The following is a 17,061-nucleotide window of genomic DNA, read 5'->3' as shown; positions in this document are numbered from 1 at the left end:
ATGAAAAAGATTAAATAGAACTTATATATCATAATTATATAGGCTAAAGAAATCTTAAATAATTATTGTGGAGGAGTAGATGGACAGAGAGTTAATAGATTGTATTGATGCTGGAACTGAATATTGCCCTTGTCATCTAGCAGAAGCTGGAGAATGTATCTTGTGCTCACAGCTGCATGGGAAGTGTTTTTGCGATTGTCTCAATTGGAAGGGTGTTTGTATATATCAGGAATTTAACAACAATGGAAAAGTAGCTAAGAAAGGGAGAGAGACTTTTAGATGTAAAGTAAAAGAAGTAGAGCATCTGGAAGGCGATGTATTACTTATTAGGTTCATTGCCCCACACAAGCTTGCCTTAGATTTAGTTCATCCTGGTAGCTACGTTTTTATTAGAACAGATGAAAACTTCTATTTTGATGTTCCAATATCTATTATGGAGTCAGATATAGAAAGCGATATAGTATCTATAATGATTGAAATAAGGGGAATTAAAACAAAAAAACTACTTGATATAAAGGTAGATGATGAAATGGTCATAAGAGGGCCATATTGGAACGGAGTTTTTGGTCTAAAGTCTGTGAATGAGTTAAAGGATAACAAAGCTCTTATTATTGCAAGAGGAATAGGTATGGCACCATCAATACCAGTAATAAGAAAACTTTCAAACAACAAAAATACTTTGAAGATAGTTATAGACAAGTCTCCCTATAAAGATGTGTATGTTAATGAATATCTAAAACAATATACTGAAGGCTATGAAGAGATAAATACCATTGATAAAGGTAAGCTTACAGATGAAATCAAAAAGCTTATCGAAGATGAGATTGCAAATGGTGTTACTCTTATTCACGTAGCTGGAGCAGATATTCTAAGCTTTAAGGTTATTGAGTTTTTAAACAGCATTAATAAGAGAGATATTAAAGTGTCCTGCTGCAACAATGCAAAAATGTGTTGTGGTGAAGGGGTTTGTGGTAGCTGTACCGCTAGATTCCAAGGGCACAGAGTTAAGAGATTATGTAAGGTACAGACAGATCCAAGGAATATTTTTGAGGGGAGAAGATTTATATGAAGATAGTAGTAATAGGTGGAGGTTGGGCAGGTTGTGCAGCTGCGATTACTGCTAAAAAGGCTGGAGCAGAAGTTCATATTTTTGAAAAAACAGATCTTCTACTTGGACTAGGAAATGTTGGCGGAATCATGAGAAACAACGGAAGGTATACTGCATCAGAAGAACTTATAGCTTTAGGAGCAGGAGATTTGATTCATATAACAGATAGAGTTAGCAGACACAAAGATATTGATTTCCCGGGACATAAACATGCAAGTCTCTATGATGTAAACAAAATAGAAGGTGAAGTTTTAAACTATCTAAAAGAGCTAGATATAAAGGTTCACACAGTTTCAAGAGTCACTGATATAAGTATGGAAGGAAAAAAGATAACAGGGATTTACTTAGCTGATGGAAGCTATGTTGAAGGGGATGTATTTATAGAAACTACAGGTTCTACTGGACCAATGGGTAATTGCTTAAGATATGGTAATGGATGTTCTATGTGTATCCTAAGATGTCCAGCTTTTGGACCAAGAATCAGTATAAGTGAAAGAGCAGGAGTTTCTGATATCCAAGGTGAAAGAAATGGCGATGAGCTTGGAGCTTTCAGTGGTTCATGTAAACTAGCAAAAGAAAGTTTGTCAAAAGAAATAGTAGAGCAGCTTGATGAAACAGGAGTTGTAATACTACAAGTACCAGTAGAAGATATAAACTATGGAAAGTTAGAGGCAAAGGTTTGTCAGCAATACGCTCTAAAAGAATTTGCGGAAAATATAATCCTTCTGGATACTGGCCACGCTAAGCTAATGACTTCCTACTATCCATTAGATAAGCTTAGAAAGATAAAAGGATTAGAAAGTGCAAAATACGTTGATCCATATGCAGGAAGTAAAGGAAACTCAATAAGATATCTATCAGTGGCACCAAGGACAGATGACATGAAGGTTATAGGAGTAGATAACTTATTTTGTGCTGGAGAAAAAGCAGGACTTTTCGTAGGTCATACTGAAGCTATAAGCACAGGATCTCTTGCAGGTCACAACGCAGTGAGATTTGCACTAGGAATGCAAGCACTAATCCTTCCAAGAGCAGTAGCCATAGGTGATATGATAACCTATGCTAACGAAAAATCAGTGACAAGAGAAGGAAGAAAAGGCAGATTTACCTTTGCAGGCTCTGACTATTTTAAGAGAATGCAGGCAGAAGGACTTTACACTATAGACAAAGAAGAAATAGCAAGAAGAATAGAGAAACTAAATCTTACAAATGTATTTGGGATGAAGCTTGTATAGCTTATTAAAAGAAAGATAATAAAGATAAAAATATGAAATACAATAGAAAGGACAGAATAAGTCAGAGACATATTGATTAGTATCTTGATTACCATAGCAGATTTTATTAAAAATAAAGATGAGATTCAAACAAATCCTACAAATAAAATGATGTATAAATAGTGAATAGTATGAAGGAGCTTAGCTAGTGGGTTGATGGCTGGGCTCTTTTTTGACCTATTACTAGGTGAGATTTGGGTTTATTTATAGCCGAAATTGCATCTAAATGAGAGGTGCTTTTCATAAAGTTCAATGATTTTATAAACAAATTAAAAACATAATTTGCAAACTGTAAGAAAAATTTAAGGAATTTGATAACTAAAATGAAATAATTGGTAGTTATACTTATATATAGGAGCTATATTAGTTTACTATAAAAATGGATGGTGAAGTGATGAAAAGTGTAGGTGTATATGTAGTAGCAATTGTTTTATTTTCTTCAATATTTGCAGGAGGTGTTGTGCTTTGTAATACTAACTGGTACAGGAATCAATCAGGAACATTAATAGTAGGGAGTGGGGACACTAAAGCAAAACATGACTTTAAAGTTAATAAGAATGATTCCAATATTGAATTTAAGGTAAAAGGTGAATTGGCACAAGGAGGAGTTAATGTTAGACTTTTAGACTCAGATAATAGGTTGATTTTTGAAAAACACATAACTGACTCTAATAGAAAAGAAATTGTATCAGCATTTAAGGGGGCAAAAGGAACCTGGAAGATGGAAATATTAAATATTGGTGCTGAAGGAAATGTAAGTTATTCTATGGAAGAGAGGTAAGTTGATATATATAAAAGAATAGTACAACTTCTACGAACTTAGAGAAAACTCTAGGTTCTTTTGTTTTAAATTAATTAAACGGAAGTAAGCCCTTAAAGTGAATTGGCTATTGTTGTATTTTTACTTGGTTATTGAATTTTTCAAGAACAATCGTTCACTTTATGTATATTTCAACCTAAATTTTCATCTTGCAACATGTACATGTAGAGTAATTTAGATTTCAAGTTTTGATTAAATAAATATTAGTTTGATGTTATAATAAAATTAATACAAGATAATAATTTAACTAAAGATGAAATAAATGAGGTAAGTACATATGAGAAGAGTAAAACCACTTAATGACTTTATATTTAAGAAAGTTTTTGGTGAAAAAGGTAATGAAGATATTTTAATATCTTTTATAAATGCTGTTTTAAAGAGAACTAAAAAAGAGCCTATAGTGGAAATTGAGATTATAGATAATAAGCAACTAACAAAAGATATCATTTTAGATAAAACAGGGATCATCGATGTAAGGGCAAAAACTTTAAAGGGTGAGCATGTAGATATAGAAGTTCAGCTAACAAATCAAGGTAATATGGATAAAAGAACATTATTTTATTGGGGGAAGATGTATCTTGAGAATATAAAACAAGGCGAAGATTATGCAAATCTTGAAAAGGTCATAACTATAAATATTTTAGATTTTGAGTTTTTAGGTACAAATAGCTATCAATCTTCATTCCATCTTTGGGAAGATATAGAGAAAGAGTATATGCTAACAGATGTTGTAGAAATACATTTCTTAGAACTACCTAAATTTAGAAATAAGAAAAATAAAGATTATAGAGAAAATGATATAGAAAGATGGCTAATGTTTTTAGAAAAAGATATATCTGAAGCTACATTAAAGGAGTTGATGAGTTTGGATACAGCAATAAAAAAAGCTGAACAAAAAATCGAATACTTAAGTAGTGATGAAGAATCTATGAGAATCTATTATGAGAGAGAAAGATCTCTTCATGAAAGAGCTAATATGATTAGTTCAGCGGAAGAAAAAGGGAAAAAAGATAAAGCAATAGAAATAGCTAAAAACTTGATAAATATGAAAATTCCATTGGATCAAATAATTTCAGCAACAGGACTAACTGAGGAAGAAATTAATAGAATAAAGTAATTTGATTTTTATATATTATAGGCTTTGGGTGAGATACTTTCTAGAAAGCAGTTAACTTGAAGCTATCTTGTTTTATATAAAAATGCAATGAAAACTTGGATCTGAAATAATGACTATTTGTAAAATGAAATTGAGAAAATAAATAGTATGAGTCCAGCTAGAGTTATTGGCTGGACTCATATTAATTCAAGAACTTAGATAGTGTTTTTTTGGCTAGGCTCTTTCATACTATTCAATTTTATCTGCCTTTATAATTAAACCTGAATGTTTTAAAAATGAGATTTTATACTTACAGTTTTCAGATATATTTGATTTGAAAAAATAGGCTTCTTTAATTGGAACATCACTGCCATTAATATATATTGAAGAAAAACCTTTACCAGGATCGTTTCTATATACAATCCCTTCAACATGCTTGTAATTTCCACTCACCAATGAAGGTAGATCCATGTACATAGGAATCATTATAATTTTAAAACATATCAATAAAGCTACTGCCATAAAAATATTACCAAAATAAAAAAGAACTGTTTTGATTTTGCTTGGCTTATAGTTAAAGTGAAGATAGGAGCAATTACTATTTGCAATTCTTTGTTTAGCTCTGAAGTCTTTAAATATGATATACATGCATATTGGAATCATTATAGAAGTAAAGCTGAATAGTATAAGATATATTATGAATTCAATTAAATATTTATTAAACAAATAAAAACACCTCAGCTATATATTTTTATAACTAACTAATGCAACATTAATTTGAAGATAATACATAAGACAAATGTCTATTATTGCGGGTCTCAAGTAAATTGAATTTTTTCAGTAGATATTTTAGATACTTAAGGAACATAAAAATAAGAAAGTTCTATTTGCTATACTCTGCTTTTACTTTTTCAAGTAAAGTCTTGTACTCAGAATGCTTCTCAATAGAACGATTAGTTGCACCATCTATCCAGGAAAAGCTACTTTGGTGGTAGTATCTGCAGTATACATCTATATCAATTTTAGCTTCAAATAATTGTTTTAAAGAATGTTTTTCAAATTCGCTTTCAATGGTAGGCATACAATCTTTATTAGTAATAATATACCCTAGAACCGTATTGATAGTGCTTGAACACAGTATTGCCCAAACAACATTAGACATGCTTGGAACATAACATGATAATTCATGTAAAAAATCCTCTACAGACATCTTATCCTCAAATGAACGTCTTATTTTATGAGATTGACAATCATCTCCCATACAAACACTATCTCTATCTAAGTTTACCAGTATTTTATTAGAGTTTATTAATGTTTCATCGTTTTGATTATTCTTGGATTTATTTATTGTGCTCATATAATCTTCCTTCCTAAAATCCTATAAAGAATTGGATGATATTTGATTAAAAGTATTTAAAAGGTCTTTTATAAAAGTAGTTAACTCAGACCAATTTTCGGGACCGTCTTCCCACCAGTGAATATGTAAATTATGAAATGAATTTTGAAAGGATATTTCGTAAAAAGTGCCATCACAACCAGTTGGACTACTATTAGGAAATGGAGTGATTCTAATATTTTGCAGCTTGGATATCAAGTTTTCAGCAAAATCAGCATTTGAATCATATAGTTTACCTAATATTGTTGGCTTTATATCTAGAGGTTTTGCAGAAGATAGAGGATTATTTGATCTGCTTTTAGACTGTATTGAGTTAAACTTTTTAAAATCTTCAGCTCGATCCCAATAGGTTTTAACGATAAAATATTTCATGGTATTGTCGTTTTTTACTTTAAAAACCTCCCAGTTAACTATAGGGTCAAAAGATGGCATATATAAAATTTTTAGTAGTCTTATACTATGTGACTCATCCGAAATATAACCTTTTTTTATTAAACCATCTACATCACCTAACATCCACCTGAGGGCAGAAAAATCATGAAAATTCATTTATGTATCTCCAATCAGACAGAAATTAGTTATAACTTATTTCAAGGATAGTCTTTCTAATGACTTTTTATTACGACATAGCTTTAAAGTTAATCTAAAAAATGAACATCTATCATTTCTAAACTATATTTAAGTATGCAGTTTTCCATAGTATGAGATGATAGAGCTTCACTATTCTCATAACCTAGGAACATCCAATTGTTAGATATGCTATATAAAAAATCATTTATTACTTCGTCATTTAACTCCCTAGATAATTCTATTTTTAGTTCTGCTACTAAAACATCATCAAACTTCCAATATGGCTCAATTTTGACGTCTACTTTACTGATAAATTCTGAAGGAATATGCGATAGTACATTTTTTACTGTTTCTGTTGCTATAATATTGTCTATAGTTTTAATAAATAGTCTTATAAACAAATGTTACACGCTCCTTATTTAGGACATCAATAATATTAAATTTATAGACGAAGTTCATTTGCATCTTTTCTACTCTTGAATTTCGTGTTTATCTTTTTAGCTTGGCTAACGCCATAGTTTAGTGCATCTATAATACTTTCTAGTGCTTCTTTTGTTATTGGCTCACCTGAAAGAGTAAGGTCATCATCTTCCATGAAAATATATTTAACTTTATTAAGTAATGTTTCAACTTCTTTCTCATCATCCTGAATAACTAGAGAATCTTCTGAATACTTGAGTTCATAATAGCCAGATAGGGTCATCACAAAGTCATAGGGAACATCATAAGTACTACTTATAAGCTTCAATGTTTCAGGAGTTGGCTTAACTGCAAGAACATTTCTTGGATCAACTCCCTTTTCAAGCGTACTTAAATATGAATGACTTATGCCGATAAGTTTAGCAGCATCTCTAAGGCTAAGGTTAAGTTCGCTTCTTCTAAGTTTTAACCATCCATTTAGATTTCCCATAAACTAAACACCTCATTATAATTGTAAGGCTAAGATTACAAAATTAGAAGTTATTTTTAAAAAGAGCGTATTGCAATAAACTGGCAAGGTGGTGTAATACATGGGTACCAAAATAAAAATATTAAGAAAAGAAACTAATATTACACAGGATGAACTTGCACAAAAGCTAGGTATAGCAAGACCAATATTGTCCAATATAGAATGAGGTGTGAATATGCAGAAAGGTGAGTTCATTCTAAAGATAGGTATATGTTTCTGAAAACCTGTAGAACAAATCTTCTTTGATTAACATGTAATGCATGAGTGAGAAGATTGAGCAAATTAGTAAAAATAACAGGATATCGTTTAATAGTTATGATTCATGAACATTAAGCGGATAGAAGCATAAGGTAAGTAATAGGATATGTATATTCGAGAAAAGGGTGTGGAATTACATTAAAATATTTTCAAAGTGAAATTTTGATTTTTTTTGTAGGGACAATAGCATCTCAATAAGATGTGGTTTTTATTTTAATAGAAATAGGTGCAGATGAAGGACAGTGAGAGGGTGGCAAACAGCATATTTGGTAGATAAGTTAATGAAGGATTTAAGCAAGTTTAATTATGCGACTTAATACTTCTGTTTTTTCATCAAGTTCAAAAACCTAATAAACGAATTTTTGAAAAAATTGTAAAAATGTAAGAAAAATTTAAGAAATTTGATAACTAAAATGAAATAATTGGTAGTTATACTTATATATAGGAGCTATATTAGTTTACTATAAAAATGGATGGTGAAGTGATGAGAAGTATAGGGGTATATGTAGTAGCAATTGTTTTATTTCTTTCAATATTTGTTGGAGTTGTTGTACTTTGTAATACTAACGGGTACAGCAGTCAATCAGGAACACTAGGAATAGGTACTGGGGTAGGTGTTGCAAAACATGAGTTTAAGGTTAATAAAGATAAGTCAAATATTCAATTTACAGTAAAAGGTGAATTAAAACAAGGAAAAGTTAACGTTAGACTTTTAGACTCAAATGATTTAGTTGTTTTTGAGAAAGAGATAACTAATTCTAATAGAAAAGAGATTGTATCAGCATTTAAGGGTGCTAAAGGAACTTGGAAGATGGAAATATTAAATATAGGCGCTGAAGGAAATATAAATTATTCTATGGACGAGAGATAAGTTGCTGTGTAAAAAGGAAGAGTACAACTTAACTAAGAACCTAGAGAAAACTCTATGTTCTTTTGTTTTTTGTTTATCTTTTTAGCTTGGCTAACGCCATAGTTTAGTGCATCTTTTGATACTGGCTCACCTGAAAGAGTAAGGTCATCATCTTCCATAAAAATATATTTGATTTTATCAAGTAATCTCTCAACGTCTTTTTCATCAGGCTTAATAACTAAAGAATCATCTGAATCATTGAGTTCATGATAGCCAGCCATTTTGAAAAGCCTGTAGAACAGATTTTTTTTGATTAATGTGTAATGTTTGGTTAACAAAACTAAATGTTTTATGAAATCAGCTGATTAAGGTAAATATTTATGATTCATGTAGGACAAATAGTAGGAGCATAAGATAAGTAAAAGAAGATATTTCTAGAAGCATGTAGGAACAGCGGAAAGGTGTACAAGCCTTTTATAAAAGACCGCTATATCTTAAAAAGTAAATACTTCTGCATTTTATGATATGCAGTTATTTTGAAAGATATGATAGGAGGAGGGTTATGGACTTACAAGTTATTGAAAATAATGGACAAAGAGTGCTGACAACTCAGCAATTAGCAGATAGTTATGAAACTAGTTGCAAAAGAATATATGAAAATTATAACTGCAATAAAGATAGATATATTGAAGGAAAGCATTATTACTATCTTCAAGGAGAAGAGCTTAAGAGATTTTTGCAACACGTAAATTACGGGGTGCAAAATTCAAGTAAGGTGAGAAGCCTTTATCTATGGACAGAAAAAGGAGCACTGCTTCATGCTAAGAGCTTAAATACAGATAAGGCTTGGCAAGTATATGACTATCTAATAGATGATTACTTTAATGCTAAAGATCAACTAACTATAAATGCAGGTGATGAATTTAGAGCAATTTCATTAATTCACTCAGAGTTTGGTGAACTTATCAATGCAACTTTAAGTATAAAGGACAGAGTTGATACCTTAGAGCAGCATATGACAATTGATTATGGACAGCAGCTTGTATTGCAGGAGATTGCTAAGGTTACAGCTTTAAGGATTTTAGGAGGAAAGGACAGCTATGCATATAAGCATAAGAATATAAAGAATAGCTTGTTTTCAGCAATTTGGAGAGACTATAAGCAGTATTTTGAGATAAACTCTTACAGGAATACCCCTGCAAAAGAATTTGAAAAAGCAAAGGAATACTTAAGCCAATGGAAAGCTCAAGGAAGGCTTCTAAGAGACATTGATATGGCAAACAGTAGTTGTTTAATTAAGGAGATACTATGAGGAGAAAACTGTAAGCTAATGAATATTGACCCAAGTATTAAAGGTCTTAAGAGTTATAAAAGGTTAAAATATTTGAATTTAGAGAGGTGTATTTATATGGCATATAGATTAATTTATGAAGGATTTTGGACTGATCCAAGGACAATGGAGGAAATGTCTCCTGAGGATAGGTTCTTTTACCTATATCTTTTAACAAATCCATCAACTACAAGTATAGGAATTTATGTTATAACCAAAAAGAAAATGGCTTTTGAGCTTGGCTATAGTGTTGAAACTATAGAAAGTCTTATGGAAAGGTTTATTAACCATCATAAGGTTATAAGCTATAACAAGTCCACTAGAGAGATAGCAATTAAAAATTGGGGAAAGCACAACTTGTCTAGGGGAGGTAAACCAGTAATAGATTGTATAACAAAAGAACTAAAGCAAGTTAAGGACAAGTCTTTTATAGCCTATATTGCTGAGCATATACAAAATAAACCAATAAAAGATTTGTTTTTAAGTTTTTGCGATGTGTCTACGAATCGTGAAGTGGGTGATGAAGGAGTCGTTGCACGTAAGGCCCCCAATACAGAGAGAGATACAGATACAAAAGACTTTACAAATACAACTACAGATAGAGAGAAAGAGAAATATACAGAAGATAATACCGAAGCTAATCCACATCTCAGAGATAATCCTCAGTTTCTTGAAGCACAGCATGATGAAATAACTACTCTATCAAAGTATTTTGAAGCAGCAACAGGGGTTCAGGGTACAACTCATTTAGCTGCGCTAAAAATGGCCATATCTCAGCATGGCTCAGAATATGTAAAGCTAGCAATGGATAAGGCTATAGAACTGGGGAAGCCCAATATGAGTTATATTAATGGCATCTTAAAAAACTGGTCTAAGGAAGGATACCCTATGGAATCGGAAATTAGTAAAAGCACTAAAGGATATGGTAGTAGTGGAAAACTTAGATTTGCTGATTATGAACAGAGAGATTATGACTATGAGGATTTGGAGCAAAAGTTGCTTTACGGAATTGGTAATGAAGGAGAAGAGGATAATGACTAAGTTTGAGAAATATCAGCTTTTATATTATCAAAAAGAAATAGAGAAGCAGAAGCAGATGATCGAAGAGTTGGTATTTGAAAATAGGGTACTTAGTAGGGCTAATGTTAAACTTGGCGTAGAGAACAGTAAGTTAAGAGATGAAGTATTATCTAGAGATTTTAATGGGAATGGAATTGTATGTATGGCTAGATGGTAAAGATTTGAAACTAATATGAAAATCCTATATAATGGAAATAATGCTTAGCAATATTGCATTTAATATTATTAATTGGGGGGAATCTATGAAAATAATTAGGAAAACTTTAGCTTTAATATTTTTATCATCAATGCTAACAATTAGCGGATGTAGCAAGTCAAATAATGCTGATAAAGCTTTAATACCATCACCAAGCAAAATAATTGCTTATAATAATGGGCAGACCAAAACTATAACCTCTGAGGATAAAGAATATAAGAAAATAGTTGAACTAACCAATAAAAGAGTTGTAAAAAAAGATCTTTCTGTAGCAACACTAATACATTTTTTCAATATGGAAATAAAGATGAATATATAGATTCATCCAGGGGCCCTTTAAAAGAGTCCAAAGAGTTACTAGAACTAGTTAATAATATCTTTAAATAAACGTTCGATATTTTTATAAAGTTTTATTTTACAGAATATTAAAATAAATTACCCCCTGTGTAAGTGACAGGGGGTGTTTCATTATAAAATGAAATTATGATTGAGGGATTGCTGAGTTATTTATCCCTTCTATAACACTTCTGACTTAAAGATCAAACTTAGTAGTCTGTCTCTCAGTAATCTGAGCGCCATACTTAGAAACTAAAGAAGCACCTTTATTTTCGAATACATCCTTAGCTATGATAGTGTCCATAAGGCTATTTACTTCATCTTTGGTTACGCCAGCTTTAGCTCCTGATATGGTTAGGTTTGACTTGTCCCCAGCAGCATTTACGAAGGTTAATGTTAAAGTATATTCCATGATTTTTCTCCTTTCTTACAATTGAATTTTGTAGTTAAAATTCCTACTATGCATTTACTATTTTTGATGCTTCGTTTAGGTAGTAGTCTCTGGTGTCAGCACTTAAGACATTTTTGATTGCTTCAGCTACAGCGTATACATTTTCAGGTGTCGCTGATTTCTTAACTCCTGAGAAAGACTTCTTTCTGTAGATCTTTGCACCTAGTTTGTCTGTGCCACTTTCAACTTCTATTGCAAATGAAGTTGAGTCTAAAACTTTGTTTACTGCCATAATGTTTTCCTCCTTTTAAAATTTAGTTGTGAAGCCAAAAGCTTTAAGTTTTTAGCTTTCACTTAAGATATATGCCATAGTGAAAAAGTTTTGGGAAATTATAATAATTTTTTCTTTAGAGTGGTTATATATTTTTCATTAGGGGTTTTAAGCGCTTTTATTTTCATTAGAATAATCAATAACCACCCCAAGTTTAGTAGATATTATAGTATTGAGTTTATTGATTGAAGCAGTTAATCCAACAATTTGTTTCTCAAGCCTTATAAGTAGGTATGCACTTATAGCAACTGGAAAACCAATGTTTGCAATTATATTTACTAAATCAGTAACCTCCATCTTTAAATCACCACCTTTCATAATGTATATATGCCGCTAGTGAAAAATTAAAGGAGATTACCACCTTCTTTGAAAATATAATCATGATATTTTCTTACAGCTGCATCAATAACAGTACTAAGATAAGCGTTAGGATTAGGATGGGCTGCTTTAATTTCATTTAGAAGTCTTGCTGTAGATACTCTAAACTTAAAACTACGAGTTATTGTAAAAGCCTCTCCATCAATAGGAGGGGTTATGCCATTAGGTTGAGACTTAAGGGTTCTGTTATCAATAAGAGAATTTTTACGATTAGACTTTTGGATAATGTTTTTAGCCTGGTTGTTATTTGTAATATTTAGATCAATTTTATTATTAGATTTGTCCTCACTTATATTAGAAGACTCTTCATTAATTAAAGGAGCAGCAGAAGCTTCTTCACAAAAACTAAAGGTAGCAACAGGAGTGCCTACTATTTCGGTTTCTATAAAGCCATTCATATCCATCTCTTCTTCATAAGCCAAATCATCTTTATCAATAGTGAAAGCTTTTGATTTTCTTCTAGCCATTTGTATGTCCTCCAAATTTCTTTTTATATGATGTATCACTTCGTAATAATATTGATGAATTATATTTTATTTGGATCTGTTCTATAAATATTTGAAACTGTAGATAAACAAGTTCCAAATAAAAGATATAATTGGTAATCCTATTACGATTAATAGTTAGCGGAAATGTCGCTTAGTTTTATTAGATGGAACTGGATTATCTATTCCGCTGATCGGATAAACTACTTCAGTCCTTAAACTCCAAATAAAGATTTCGATGGTTCTACGAATCTTTATTTGGATAAATTTTAATTTGAAGTAGTTTATCTACAATCTATCTATAAATTCATATATGCCTTAGCTGCATTAATTTAGGGTGAAAGATCAGTATAAAATAGTTGAGAAACAGCTCAAACCAGCATGAATACTATATATTTATATAATTTTTTAATTTTATAAACAAATGATTTTATGATTATATGAATATTTGATTTTATATTTATATAAATAAACCCTAAAAATCACGCTTAGAGGCATATATCTTAATTAGAAGAATGAAAATGCTTTATTAATTGTGAAAGAGAGGAATAGTTTTATGGTTAAGGATTCGTTATTAATTAATTCAGAAGAGGGACAGAGCATTGATAAAATGCAGATAGCATTAGCGATAAGAAATTCAACCTACGGGCAGGAGCTAAGCTGCTCACTGTTAGAGAATGAGGTGATAAAAGATTGCGAAGGCTGTTCTCTAAAGTATATCTGCCACAAGCTTGATGAACTGGCTGAAGACTATACGGCAAAGACAACTAAGGTCATAAATAGCTTCAGTTTTGAAAATGAATTTGGACAAGCTGAGTAGAGGTTTAATAGGGAAGTATATGTACCTATAGTGAGGCTTTGAATATAAACTCTATGAAAGGAGGTGAGTAGACATGGCAACAGCAATATTAAGCAGTAATGCAATGATATTAAAATATAAAACAGGAACTAATGATAAGGGAGACGATACCTTTGGCAGTCAAAGATTCTCTAATTTAAGACTCGACTTAACTGACGATGATTTATATGAAGTAGGAAAGGCACTAGAAGATTTAATCAGCTCAGACTTAGTTTATATAAGAAAGCAACAGGACTATTTAGTTGAGGATATATAGGAGGCTTTGAAAAAAGCTATTCTATAGGTTTCACTACACTGTTCCTGGAGCACCACTAGCGGACAGCCAAAAGGAATAGCTGTATCTTTCATATCATCCAGTAAATAAAGAACATCAAATTATATGGAAAGGAGTGAAGATAAGTGGTAACAAAGTACTTAGTTCTTACCTTTAAGAATGAGAGCGGAGATAAAATCAATCTATCTCTAAAAGGAATTAAGGATAAGTTAACATCTGAAGAAATATCAAAGGCTATGGATGTTATAATAAGTAAAAATGCCTTTTATAGTTCCGGCGGCAAACTTATTCAGAAATCTGGAGCTCAGATTATAACTAAGAATGTTGATGATTATAAGGTGGGGTAGAGAGGGAAAGGCAACCTGAGATTGAACTGCACTTTGTCGAGGAGACTAGGTGGTTCAGATCAGGTTGCTTTTTTTTATGTATGGGGGATGTTTTTCTTGTATTGTGAAGTACTGTACATAAAAAATATCACAGTATCTATCTATTACTATGATAATGTGATATTTAAATACGTTATTAAATTTTAAACAATACATAAATCTTTTTAATCAAAAATAATTCTATTTATCTTTCCCAACTCATCATTTAATCTCTTATCTTGAACTACAACAAATTTTACCGCTTGCTGTCTTCCTGAACACGGTGCCCATAAACCAGCCTCTAAAATTTTCTCTAACGCTTCTTTTTTTGTATGAACAGTACGCACAAAAAGCTTCCTTGCTCTTTTTCAAAAATACCTAGCGGAGTTTCTTCCACTAGGTACAGGATAATTAATATTTATTATTGTATTAAATTGTTCTATGACTAAAAATTAAACACATCTTAGCTATTGACCTAAATTTGGTATCTCAATTGTAGTGCTGGCTCCCTCTACTTCACTATTAGTTCTATTATCATAAACCTTAATTGTAATACTTCTATGTCCTTTATATTGACTTGAAATATACGGTTTTGTAATCACAGATACCTTTCTTCCACTATCATAACTCACACCCGTACCTTGACAGTATAATTGCTTGCCTGTTTCATCGAACAATCCAAAATAGTAATGGTCTTCGCCTTCAAAATCCCATCCACCTCTGTTCTCAGAAAAGAATATAGCGCCAAAAGGGGTGAAAGAAATAGAGTCTAAATATATGGAGCCTTCTTGTATTTTGATATCTTTATTTAGCTTAACCTCTTTTAATGAATTGCTAAGCTTAGTCTTATCAACTTCCACATTAATTGTTTTTACAATCTCAGCATTTTTCGTTTCATCATTAATATATACGATGTCGAAAGGCAATGTCATTTTATCTGGAAGATTTAAATTTTTTATAATCATATAGCTATAATGGGTAAAAGAATCATCGGTCTTCTCTCTAATAAAATCCCCTCCAGAGGTGCTTTGATTCTCTTTTACAGGTACTTCTGGGGAGACCCTTAGTTTTACATCGTCAAGTGATTCTATTGGCTTTCCATCTGTCCTAGACACTGTATATGAATAAATAAGGAAATTATTATCATAAATAACATCGTGAATATTAACATTGAGATCATCAAAATTATCTACGGTATCAACAGGCTTAACATATTTATCATATTCTTCAGGTGCATAGAAATAATTCCTAATATTTTTAAGTCCTGGTATATTTTTACCGAATACCATCACTGTAGATGAGAGCATCATAAATGTAACCACGGCTGCAACTGCTATAAAAGGCCTTTGCCTTCTTTTCTTCTTGGGTAACTTACTTAGAGTTTCGTTAAAGAAGTTATGAAACTCTGTATCTATCGCTTTATTCTTTTCCTTATTAAATAAATCCTCAACACTATAACTTTTCATAACGTTTCTCCTCCTTACAATTAATCATTTCATATAACTGGGCTTTTGATCTAAATAATCTAGATTTAACTGTCCCCTCAGGTATATTAAGTATCTCTGAAATTTCCTTGTAATTAAAATCATTGAAATAGAAAAGTATAAGTACAGCTCTGAAGTCTTCTGGTAATTTCTTAAGCAGTTCATAAATTTCTACTCTTTCTAAAGATTCATCCCTAGTTGGGATTACAATTTCCTCATCTAAATATGTAACTTTGCTTTCTTTGTGAAGATGGGTTTTACACTTATTAATCAATATTTTTATTAACCAACTTTTAAAAGAAGCTGCATTCTTTAATGTGCCTATTTTCTGGTAGGCGGTTATTATAGTTTCTTGAACTACATCATAAATAAAATCAGTATTGCCAAGCATATGTTTTGATAGGTTGTACATATCACGTTCGTATAAACTCATTAACGAAACAAAAGCTTCCTTATTTCCACCTTTAGCTTTAATAATAAGATTTTCGCTGTCCAATTAATCACCTTCTTTCAACTATACATTAATAAGACTCGCGTTAAAGGGGTTTTGTTCCCTTAAAAATAAATATTTTTTCCTTATTAGACTATCCTTACAAATAGAAAGACCTAGTAGATCTTAAACCCACTAGGTAATGCACTTTTTGAGTTGGCTTGATTACTCACTAATAATGAACATAGCTTAATTAAAATATGTTCCATTCCATGATTTTACATCTATTGTCTCATCTTCATTAAGTACCGGCAAATTCTTATCCCTTATAATAGAGCTTCTAACCCATGAATCATTCTTCTTTACAATTATAATAGCTATTTTTTCTTCCACTATCTCTCTTATATGTTCAAGTGCAATTTTAAAATCCTCTTCATCTGTTTCTGAATAACCAAAATGAGTATGATACCAATCAAATCCAACTGTTATTTCATCATAGCTAGTGGGTGGTATTGGATATGTTTGATACTTTTATAAAGTGTATATCAGTTATTTATGTAATTAAATTGATTCTAAAAAATAATCTTTTTATATATCATTTAAAAATCAAAATTAAGTTTCTTGGTCTTGATATAGAAGATAAAAGCAAAGAAAAAAGTGCCCCATCCTCACAAGCAATGTCATTAAGTTAAGAGTGATTAAAGAAGCTATTACACAACGTGATAGCTTCTTTTTTAGCAATTAGCTTTGGAAGTGCAATCGAAATAAGGAAAGTAATCGGAAAATATGCATGCAAATAAA

Annotated in this window: 28 protein-coding genes; 14 read left to right on the top strand and 14 right to left on the bottom strand. The window is 31.2% G+C overall.

Annotated features, from left to right (window positions below):
- The first annotated feature begins 79 nt into the window (after positions 1 to 79).
- The 4 genes from JHL18_RS06300 (at position 80) to JHL18_RS06285 (ending at position 4,319) form a co-directional block, all read left to right on the top strand.
- On the top strand, positions 80 to 1,069 hold the full coding sequence (locus JHL18_RS06300; protein ID WP_200267246.1) for a sulfide/dihydroorotate dehydrogenase-like FAD/NAD-binding protein: 990 nt from the start codon (positions 80 to 82) through the stop codon (positions 1,067 to 1,069).
- Positions 1,066 to 2,343: an FAD-dependent oxidoreductase gene (locus tag JHL18_RS06295; protein ID WP_200267245.1), complete on the top strand. Its 1,278-nt coding sequence runs from the start codon at positions 1,066 to 1,068 to the stop codon at positions 2,341 to 2,343. The genes JHL18_RS06300 and JHL18_RS06295 overlap by 4 nt, the downstream gene beginning before the upstream one ends.
- Positions 2,344 to 2,776: 433 nt before the next feature.
- Complete coding sequence (locus tag JHL18_RS06290) at positions 2,777 to 3,163, top strand: hypothetical protein (protein WP_207752974.1); 387 nt, start codon at positions 2,777 to 2,779, stop codon at positions 3,161 to 3,163.
- Between the two features lie 316 nt (positions 3,164 to 3,479).
- Positions 3,480 to 4,319, top strand: a complete 840-nt coding sequence (locus tag JHL18_RS06285; RefSeq protein WP_200267243.1) for an Rpn family recombination-promoting nuclease/putative transposase — start codon at positions 3,480 to 3,482, stop codon at positions 4,317 to 4,319.
- A 228-nt stretch (positions 4,320 to 4,547) separates the two neighbouring features.
- On the opposite strand, the gene JHL18_RS06280 is transcribed toward JHL18_RS06285, so the two are convergent.
- The 5 genes from JHL18_RS06280 to JHL18_RS06260 all read right to left on the bottom strand — a co-directional run bounded on the left by JHL18_RS06280 (position 4,548) and on the right by JHL18_RS06260 (position 7,174).
- Complete coding sequence (locus JHL18_RS06280; RefSeq protein WP_207752973.1) at positions 4,548 to 5,024, bottom strand: hypothetical protein; 477 nt, start codon at positions 5,022 to 5,024, stop codon at positions 4,548 to 4,550.
- Between the two features lie 157 nt (positions 5,025 to 5,181).
- Positions 5,182 to 5,655, bottom strand: coding sequence for a hypothetical protein (locus tag JHL18_RS06275; protein WP_200267241.1), 474 nt, complete (start codon positions 5,653 to 5,655; stop codon positions 5,182 to 5,184).
- Positions 5,656 to 5,676: 21 nt separating this feature from the next.
- Positions 5,677 to 6,243 (bottom strand): hypothetical protein, encoded by a 567-nt coding sequence (locus tag JHL18_RS06270; RefSeq protein WP_200267240.1) that lies wholly within the window; start codon positions 6,241 to 6,243, stop codon positions 5,677 to 5,679.
- 89 nt (positions 6,244 to 6,332) lie between these two features.
- A complete protein-coding gene (locus tag JHL18_RS06265; RefSeq protein WP_200267239.1) occupies positions 6,333 to 6,665 on the bottom strand; it encodes a hypothetical protein in 333 nt (110 codons plus the stop codon).
- Between the two features lie 41 nt (positions 6,666 to 6,706).
- On the bottom strand, positions 6,707 to 7,174 hold the full coding sequence (locus JHL18_RS06260) for a helix-turn-helix domain-containing protein (protein WP_200267237.1): 468 nt from the start codon (positions 7,172 to 7,174) through the stop codon (positions 6,707 to 6,709).
- Between the two features lie 100 nt (positions 7,175 to 7,274).
- On the opposite strand from JHL18_RS06260, the gene JHL18_RS06255 reads away from it, so the two are divergent.
- Both JHL18_RS06255 and JHL18_RS06250 read left to right on the top strand, forming a co-directional pair.
- Complete coding sequence (locus JHL18_RS06255; protein ID WP_200267235.1) at positions 7,275 to 7,379, top strand: helix-turn-helix domain-containing protein; 105 nt, start codon at positions 7,275 to 7,277, stop codon at positions 7,377 to 7,379.
- Between the two features lie 576 nt (positions 7,380 to 7,955).
- The gene (locus tag JHL18_RS06250) at positions 7,956 to 8,342 is read left to right on the top strand and encodes a hypothetical protein (RefSeq protein WP_207752972.1); all 387 of its coding nucleotides are present in this window, start codon (positions 7,956 to 7,958) and stop codon (positions 8,340 to 8,342) included.
- 32 nt (positions 8,343 to 8,374) lie between these two features.
- On the opposite strand, the gene JHL18_RS06245 is transcribed toward JHL18_RS06250, so the two are convergent.
- Complete coding sequence (locus JHL18_RS06245; RefSeq protein WP_200267231.1) at positions 8,375 to 8,602, bottom strand: hypothetical protein; 228 nt, start codon at positions 8,600 to 8,602, stop codon at positions 8,375 to 8,377.
- A 281-nt stretch (positions 8,603 to 8,883) separates the two neighbouring features.
- Between JHL18_RS06245 and JHL18_RS06240 the strand changes: the two genes are divergently transcribed.
- The 4 genes from JHL18_RS06240 (at position 8,884) to JHL18_RS06225 (ending at position 11,246) form a co-directional block, all read left to right on the top strand.
- Entirely contained in the window at positions 8,884 to 9,633 is a 750-nt protein-coding gene (locus tag JHL18_RS06240) for an ORF6C domain-containing protein (RefSeq protein WP_200267229.1), read from the top strand.
- 96 nt (positions 9,634 to 9,729) lie between these two features.
- The gene (locus JHL18_RS06235) at positions 9,730 to 10,692 is read left to right on the top strand and encodes a DnaD domain protein (RefSeq protein WP_200267227.1); all 963 of its coding nucleotides are present in this window, start codon (positions 9,730 to 9,732) and stop codon (positions 10,690 to 10,692) included.
- A complete protein-coding gene (locus JHL18_RS06230; protein ID WP_200267225.1) occupies positions 10,685 to 10,888 on the top strand; it encodes a hypothetical protein in 204 nt (67 codons plus the stop codon). Before JHL18_RS06235 ends, JHL18_RS06230 begins: the two co-directional genes overlap by 8 nt.
- An 85-nt stretch (positions 10,889 to 10,973) precedes the next feature.
- On the top strand, positions 10,974 to 11,246 hold the full coding sequence (locus tag JHL18_RS06225; RefSeq protein ID WP_200267223.1) for an outer membrane protein assembly factor BamD: 273 nt from the start codon (positions 10,974 to 10,976) through the stop codon (positions 11,244 to 11,246).
- A gap of 213 nt (positions 11,247 to 11,459) precedes the next feature.
- Here JHL18_RS06225 and JHL18_RS06220 read toward each other — a convergent pair whose 3' ends face one another.
- The 4 genes from JHL18_RS06220 to JHL18_RS06205 all read right to left on the bottom strand — a co-directional run bounded on the left by JHL18_RS06220 (position 11,460) and on the right by JHL18_RS06205 (position 12,830).
- Positions 11,460 to 11,675 (bottom strand): DUF2922 domain-containing protein, encoded by a 216-nt coding sequence (locus JHL18_RS06220; RefSeq protein WP_200267221.1) that lies wholly within the window; start codon positions 11,673 to 11,675, stop codon positions 11,460 to 11,462.
- 46 nt (positions 11,676 to 11,721) lie between these two features.
- The gene (locus JHL18_RS06215; RefSeq protein ID WP_200267219.1) at positions 11,722 to 11,946 is read right to left on the bottom strand and encodes a DUF1659 domain-containing protein; all 225 of its coding nucleotides are present in this window, start codon (positions 11,944 to 11,946) and stop codon (positions 11,722 to 11,724) included.
- Between the two features lie 147 nt (positions 11,947 to 12,093).
- Complete coding sequence (locus tag JHL18_RS06210; protein WP_200267217.1) at positions 12,094 to 12,282, bottom strand: YvrJ family protein; 189 nt, start codon at positions 12,280 to 12,282, stop codon at positions 12,094 to 12,096.
- 47 nt (positions 12,283 to 12,329) lie between these two features.
- Positions 12,330 to 12,830 carry a hypothetical protein gene (locus tag JHL18_RS06205; protein WP_200267215.1) on the bottom strand — a complete coding sequence of 167 codons (501 nt, stop codon included), beginning with the start codon at positions 12,828 to 12,830 and terminating at the stop codon, positions 12,330 to 12,332.
- Positions 12,831 to 13,404: 574 nt separating this feature from the next.
- Between JHL18_RS06205 and JHL18_RS06200 the strand changes: the two genes are divergently transcribed.
- From JHL18_RS06200 to JHL18_RS06190, 3 genes are all read left to right on the top strand, one after another.
- A complete protein-coding gene (locus JHL18_RS06200) occupies positions 13,405 to 13,668 on the top strand; it encodes a hypothetical protein (protein WP_200267213.1) in 264 nt (87 codons plus the stop codon).
- A 73-nt stretch (positions 13,669 to 13,741) separates the two neighbouring features.
- Entirely contained in the window at positions 13,742 to 13,963 is a 222-nt protein-coding gene (locus JHL18_RS06195; RefSeq protein ID WP_200267211.1) for a DUF1659 domain-containing protein, read from the top strand.
- 143 nt (positions 13,964 to 14,106) lie between these two features.
- Positions 14,107 to 14,328: a DUF2922 family protein gene (locus tag JHL18_RS06190; protein ID WP_200267209.1), complete on the top strand. Its 222-nt coding sequence runs from the start codon at positions 14,107 to 14,109 to the stop codon at positions 14,326 to 14,328.
- 203 nt (positions 14,329 to 14,531) lie between these two features.
- Here JHL18_RS06190 and JHL18_RS26195 read toward each other — a convergent pair whose 3' ends face one another.
- The 4 genes from JHL18_RS26195 to JHL18_RS06170 all read right to left on the bottom strand — a co-directional run bounded on the left by JHL18_RS26195 (position 14,532) and on the right by JHL18_RS06170 (position 16,653).
- The gene (locus JHL18_RS26195; RefSeq protein ID WP_338025452.1) at positions 14,532 to 14,693 is read right to left on the bottom strand and encodes a nitroreductase family protein; all 162 of its coding nucleotides are present in this window, start codon (positions 14,691 to 14,693) and stop codon (positions 14,532 to 14,534) included.
- A gap of 120 nt (positions 14,694 to 14,813) precedes the next feature.
- Positions 14,814 to 15,812: a DUF4179 domain-containing protein gene (locus JHL18_RS06180; RefSeq protein WP_200267207.1), complete on the bottom strand. Its 999-nt coding sequence runs from the start codon at positions 15,810 to 15,812 to the stop codon at positions 14,814 to 14,816.
- Positions 15,799 to 16,326 (bottom strand): RNA polymerase sigma factor, encoded by a 528-nt coding sequence (locus JHL18_RS06175; RefSeq protein WP_200267205.1) that lies wholly within the window; start codon positions 16,324 to 16,326, stop codon positions 15,799 to 15,801. The genes JHL18_RS06180 and JHL18_RS06175 overlap by 14 nt, the downstream gene beginning before the upstream one ends.
- Before the next feature lie 183 nt (positions 16,327 to 16,509).
- On the bottom strand, positions 16,510 to 16,653 hold the full coding sequence (locus JHL18_RS06170; RefSeq protein ID WP_200267203.1) for a hypothetical protein: 144 nt from the start codon (positions 16,651 to 16,653) through the stop codon (positions 16,510 to 16,512).
- Positions 16,654 to 16,772: 119 nt separating this feature from the next.
- Between JHL18_RS06170 and JHL18_RS06165 the strand changes: the two genes are divergently transcribed.
- The gene (locus JHL18_RS06165; RefSeq protein WP_200267201.1) at positions 16,773 to 16,952 is read left to right on the top strand and encodes a hypothetical protein; all 180 of its coding nucleotides are present in this window, start codon (positions 16,773 to 16,775) and stop codon (positions 16,950 to 16,952) included.
- The last annotated feature ends 109 nt before the right edge of the window (positions 16,953 to 17,061 follow it).

The organism is Clostridium yunnanense, assembly GCF_016595795.1.
Classification (GTDB): Bacteria; Bacillota; Clostridia; order Clostridiales; family Clostridiaceae; genus Clostridium_AR; species Clostridium_AR yunnanense.
The sequence above is the reverse complement of the archived record's forward strand: the minus strand, read 5'-3'. Positions and strand labels throughout refer to the sequence as shown.

Bases quoted from the DNA above. Each gene is read 5' to 3' on its own strand.
- JHL18_RS06215 (WP_200267219.1), bottom strand. From the start codon at position 11,946: ATGGCAGTAAACAAAGTTTTAGACTCAACTTCATTTGCAATAGAAGTT.
- JHL18_RS06220 (WP_200267221.1), bottom strand. From the start codon at position 11,675: ATGGAATATACTTTAACATTAACCTTCGTAAATGCTGCTGGGGACAAG.
- JHL18_RS06255 (WP_200267235.1), top strand. From the start codon at position 7,275: ATGGGTACCAAAATAAAAATATTAAGAAAAGAAACTAATATTACACAG.
- JHL18_RS06285 (WP_200267243.1), top strand. From the start codon at position 3,480: ATGAGAAGAGTAAAACCACTTAATGACTTTATATTTAAGAAAGTTTTT.
- JHL18_RS06225 (WP_200267223.1), top strand. From the start codon at position 10,974: ATGAAAATAATTAGGAAAACTTTAGCTTTAATATTTTTATCATCAATG.
- JHL18_RS06260 (WP_200267237.1), bottom strand. From the start codon at position 7,174: ATGGGAAATCTAAATGGATGGTTAAAACTTAGAAGAAGCGAACTTAAC.
- JHL18_RS06295 (WP_200267245.1), top strand. From the start codon at position 1,066: ATGAAGATAGTAGTAATAGGTGGAGGTTGGGCAGGTTGTGCAGCTGCG.
- JHL18_RS06200 (WP_200267213.1), top strand. From the start codon at position 13,405: ATGGTTAAGGATTCGTTATTAATTAATTCAGAAGAGGGACAGAGCATT.
- JHL18_RS06180 (WP_200267207.1), bottom strand. From the start codon at position 15,812: ATGAAAAGTTATAGTGTTGAGGATTTATTTAATAAGGAAAAGAATAAA.
- JHL18_RS06270 (WP_200267240.1), bottom strand. From the start codon at position 6,243: ATGAATTTTCATGATTTTTCTGCCCTCAGGTGGATGTTAGGTGATGTA.
- JHL18_RS06250 (WP_207752972.1), top strand. From the start codon at position 7,956: ATGAGAAGTATAGGGGTATATGTAGTAGCAATTGTTTTATTTCTTTCA.
- JHL18_RS06235 (WP_200267227.1), top strand. From the start codon at position 9,730: ATGGCATATAGATTAATTTATGAAGGATTTTGGACTGATCCAAGGACA.
- JHL18_RS06240 (WP_200267229.1), top strand. From the start codon at position 8,884: ATGGACTTACAAGTTATTGAAAATAATGGACAAAGAGTGCTGACAACT.
- JHL18_RS06210 (WP_200267217.1), bottom strand. From the start codon at position 12,282: ATGGAGGTTACTGATTTAGTAAATATAATTGCAAACATTGGTTTTCCA.
- JHL18_RS06290 (WP_207752974.1), top strand. From the start codon at position 2,777: ATGAAAAGTGTAGGTGTATATGTAGTAGCAATTGTTTTATTTTCTTCA.
- JHL18_RS06245 (WP_200267231.1), bottom strand. From the start codon at position 8,602: ATGGCTGGCTATCATGAACTCAATGATTCAGATGATTCTTTAGTTATT.
- JHL18_RS06275 (WP_200267241.1), bottom strand. From the start codon at position 5,655: ATGAGCACAATAAATAAATCCAAGAATAATCAAAACGATGAAACATTA.
- JHL18_RS06230 (WP_200267225.1), top strand. From the start codon at position 10,685: ATGACTAAGTTTGAGAAATATCAGCTTTTATATTATCAAAAAGAAATA.
- JHL18_RS06205 (WP_200267215.1), bottom strand. From the start codon at position 12,830: ATGGCTAGAAGAAAATCAAAAGCTTTCACTATTGATAAAGATGATTTG.
- JHL18_RS06300 (WP_200267246.1), top strand. From the start codon at position 80: ATGGACAGAGAGTTAATAGATTGTATTGATGCTGGAACTGAATATTGC.
- JHL18_RS06195 (WP_200267211.1), top strand. From the start codon at position 13,742: ATGGCAACAGCAATATTAAGCAGTAATGCAATGATATTAAAATATAAA.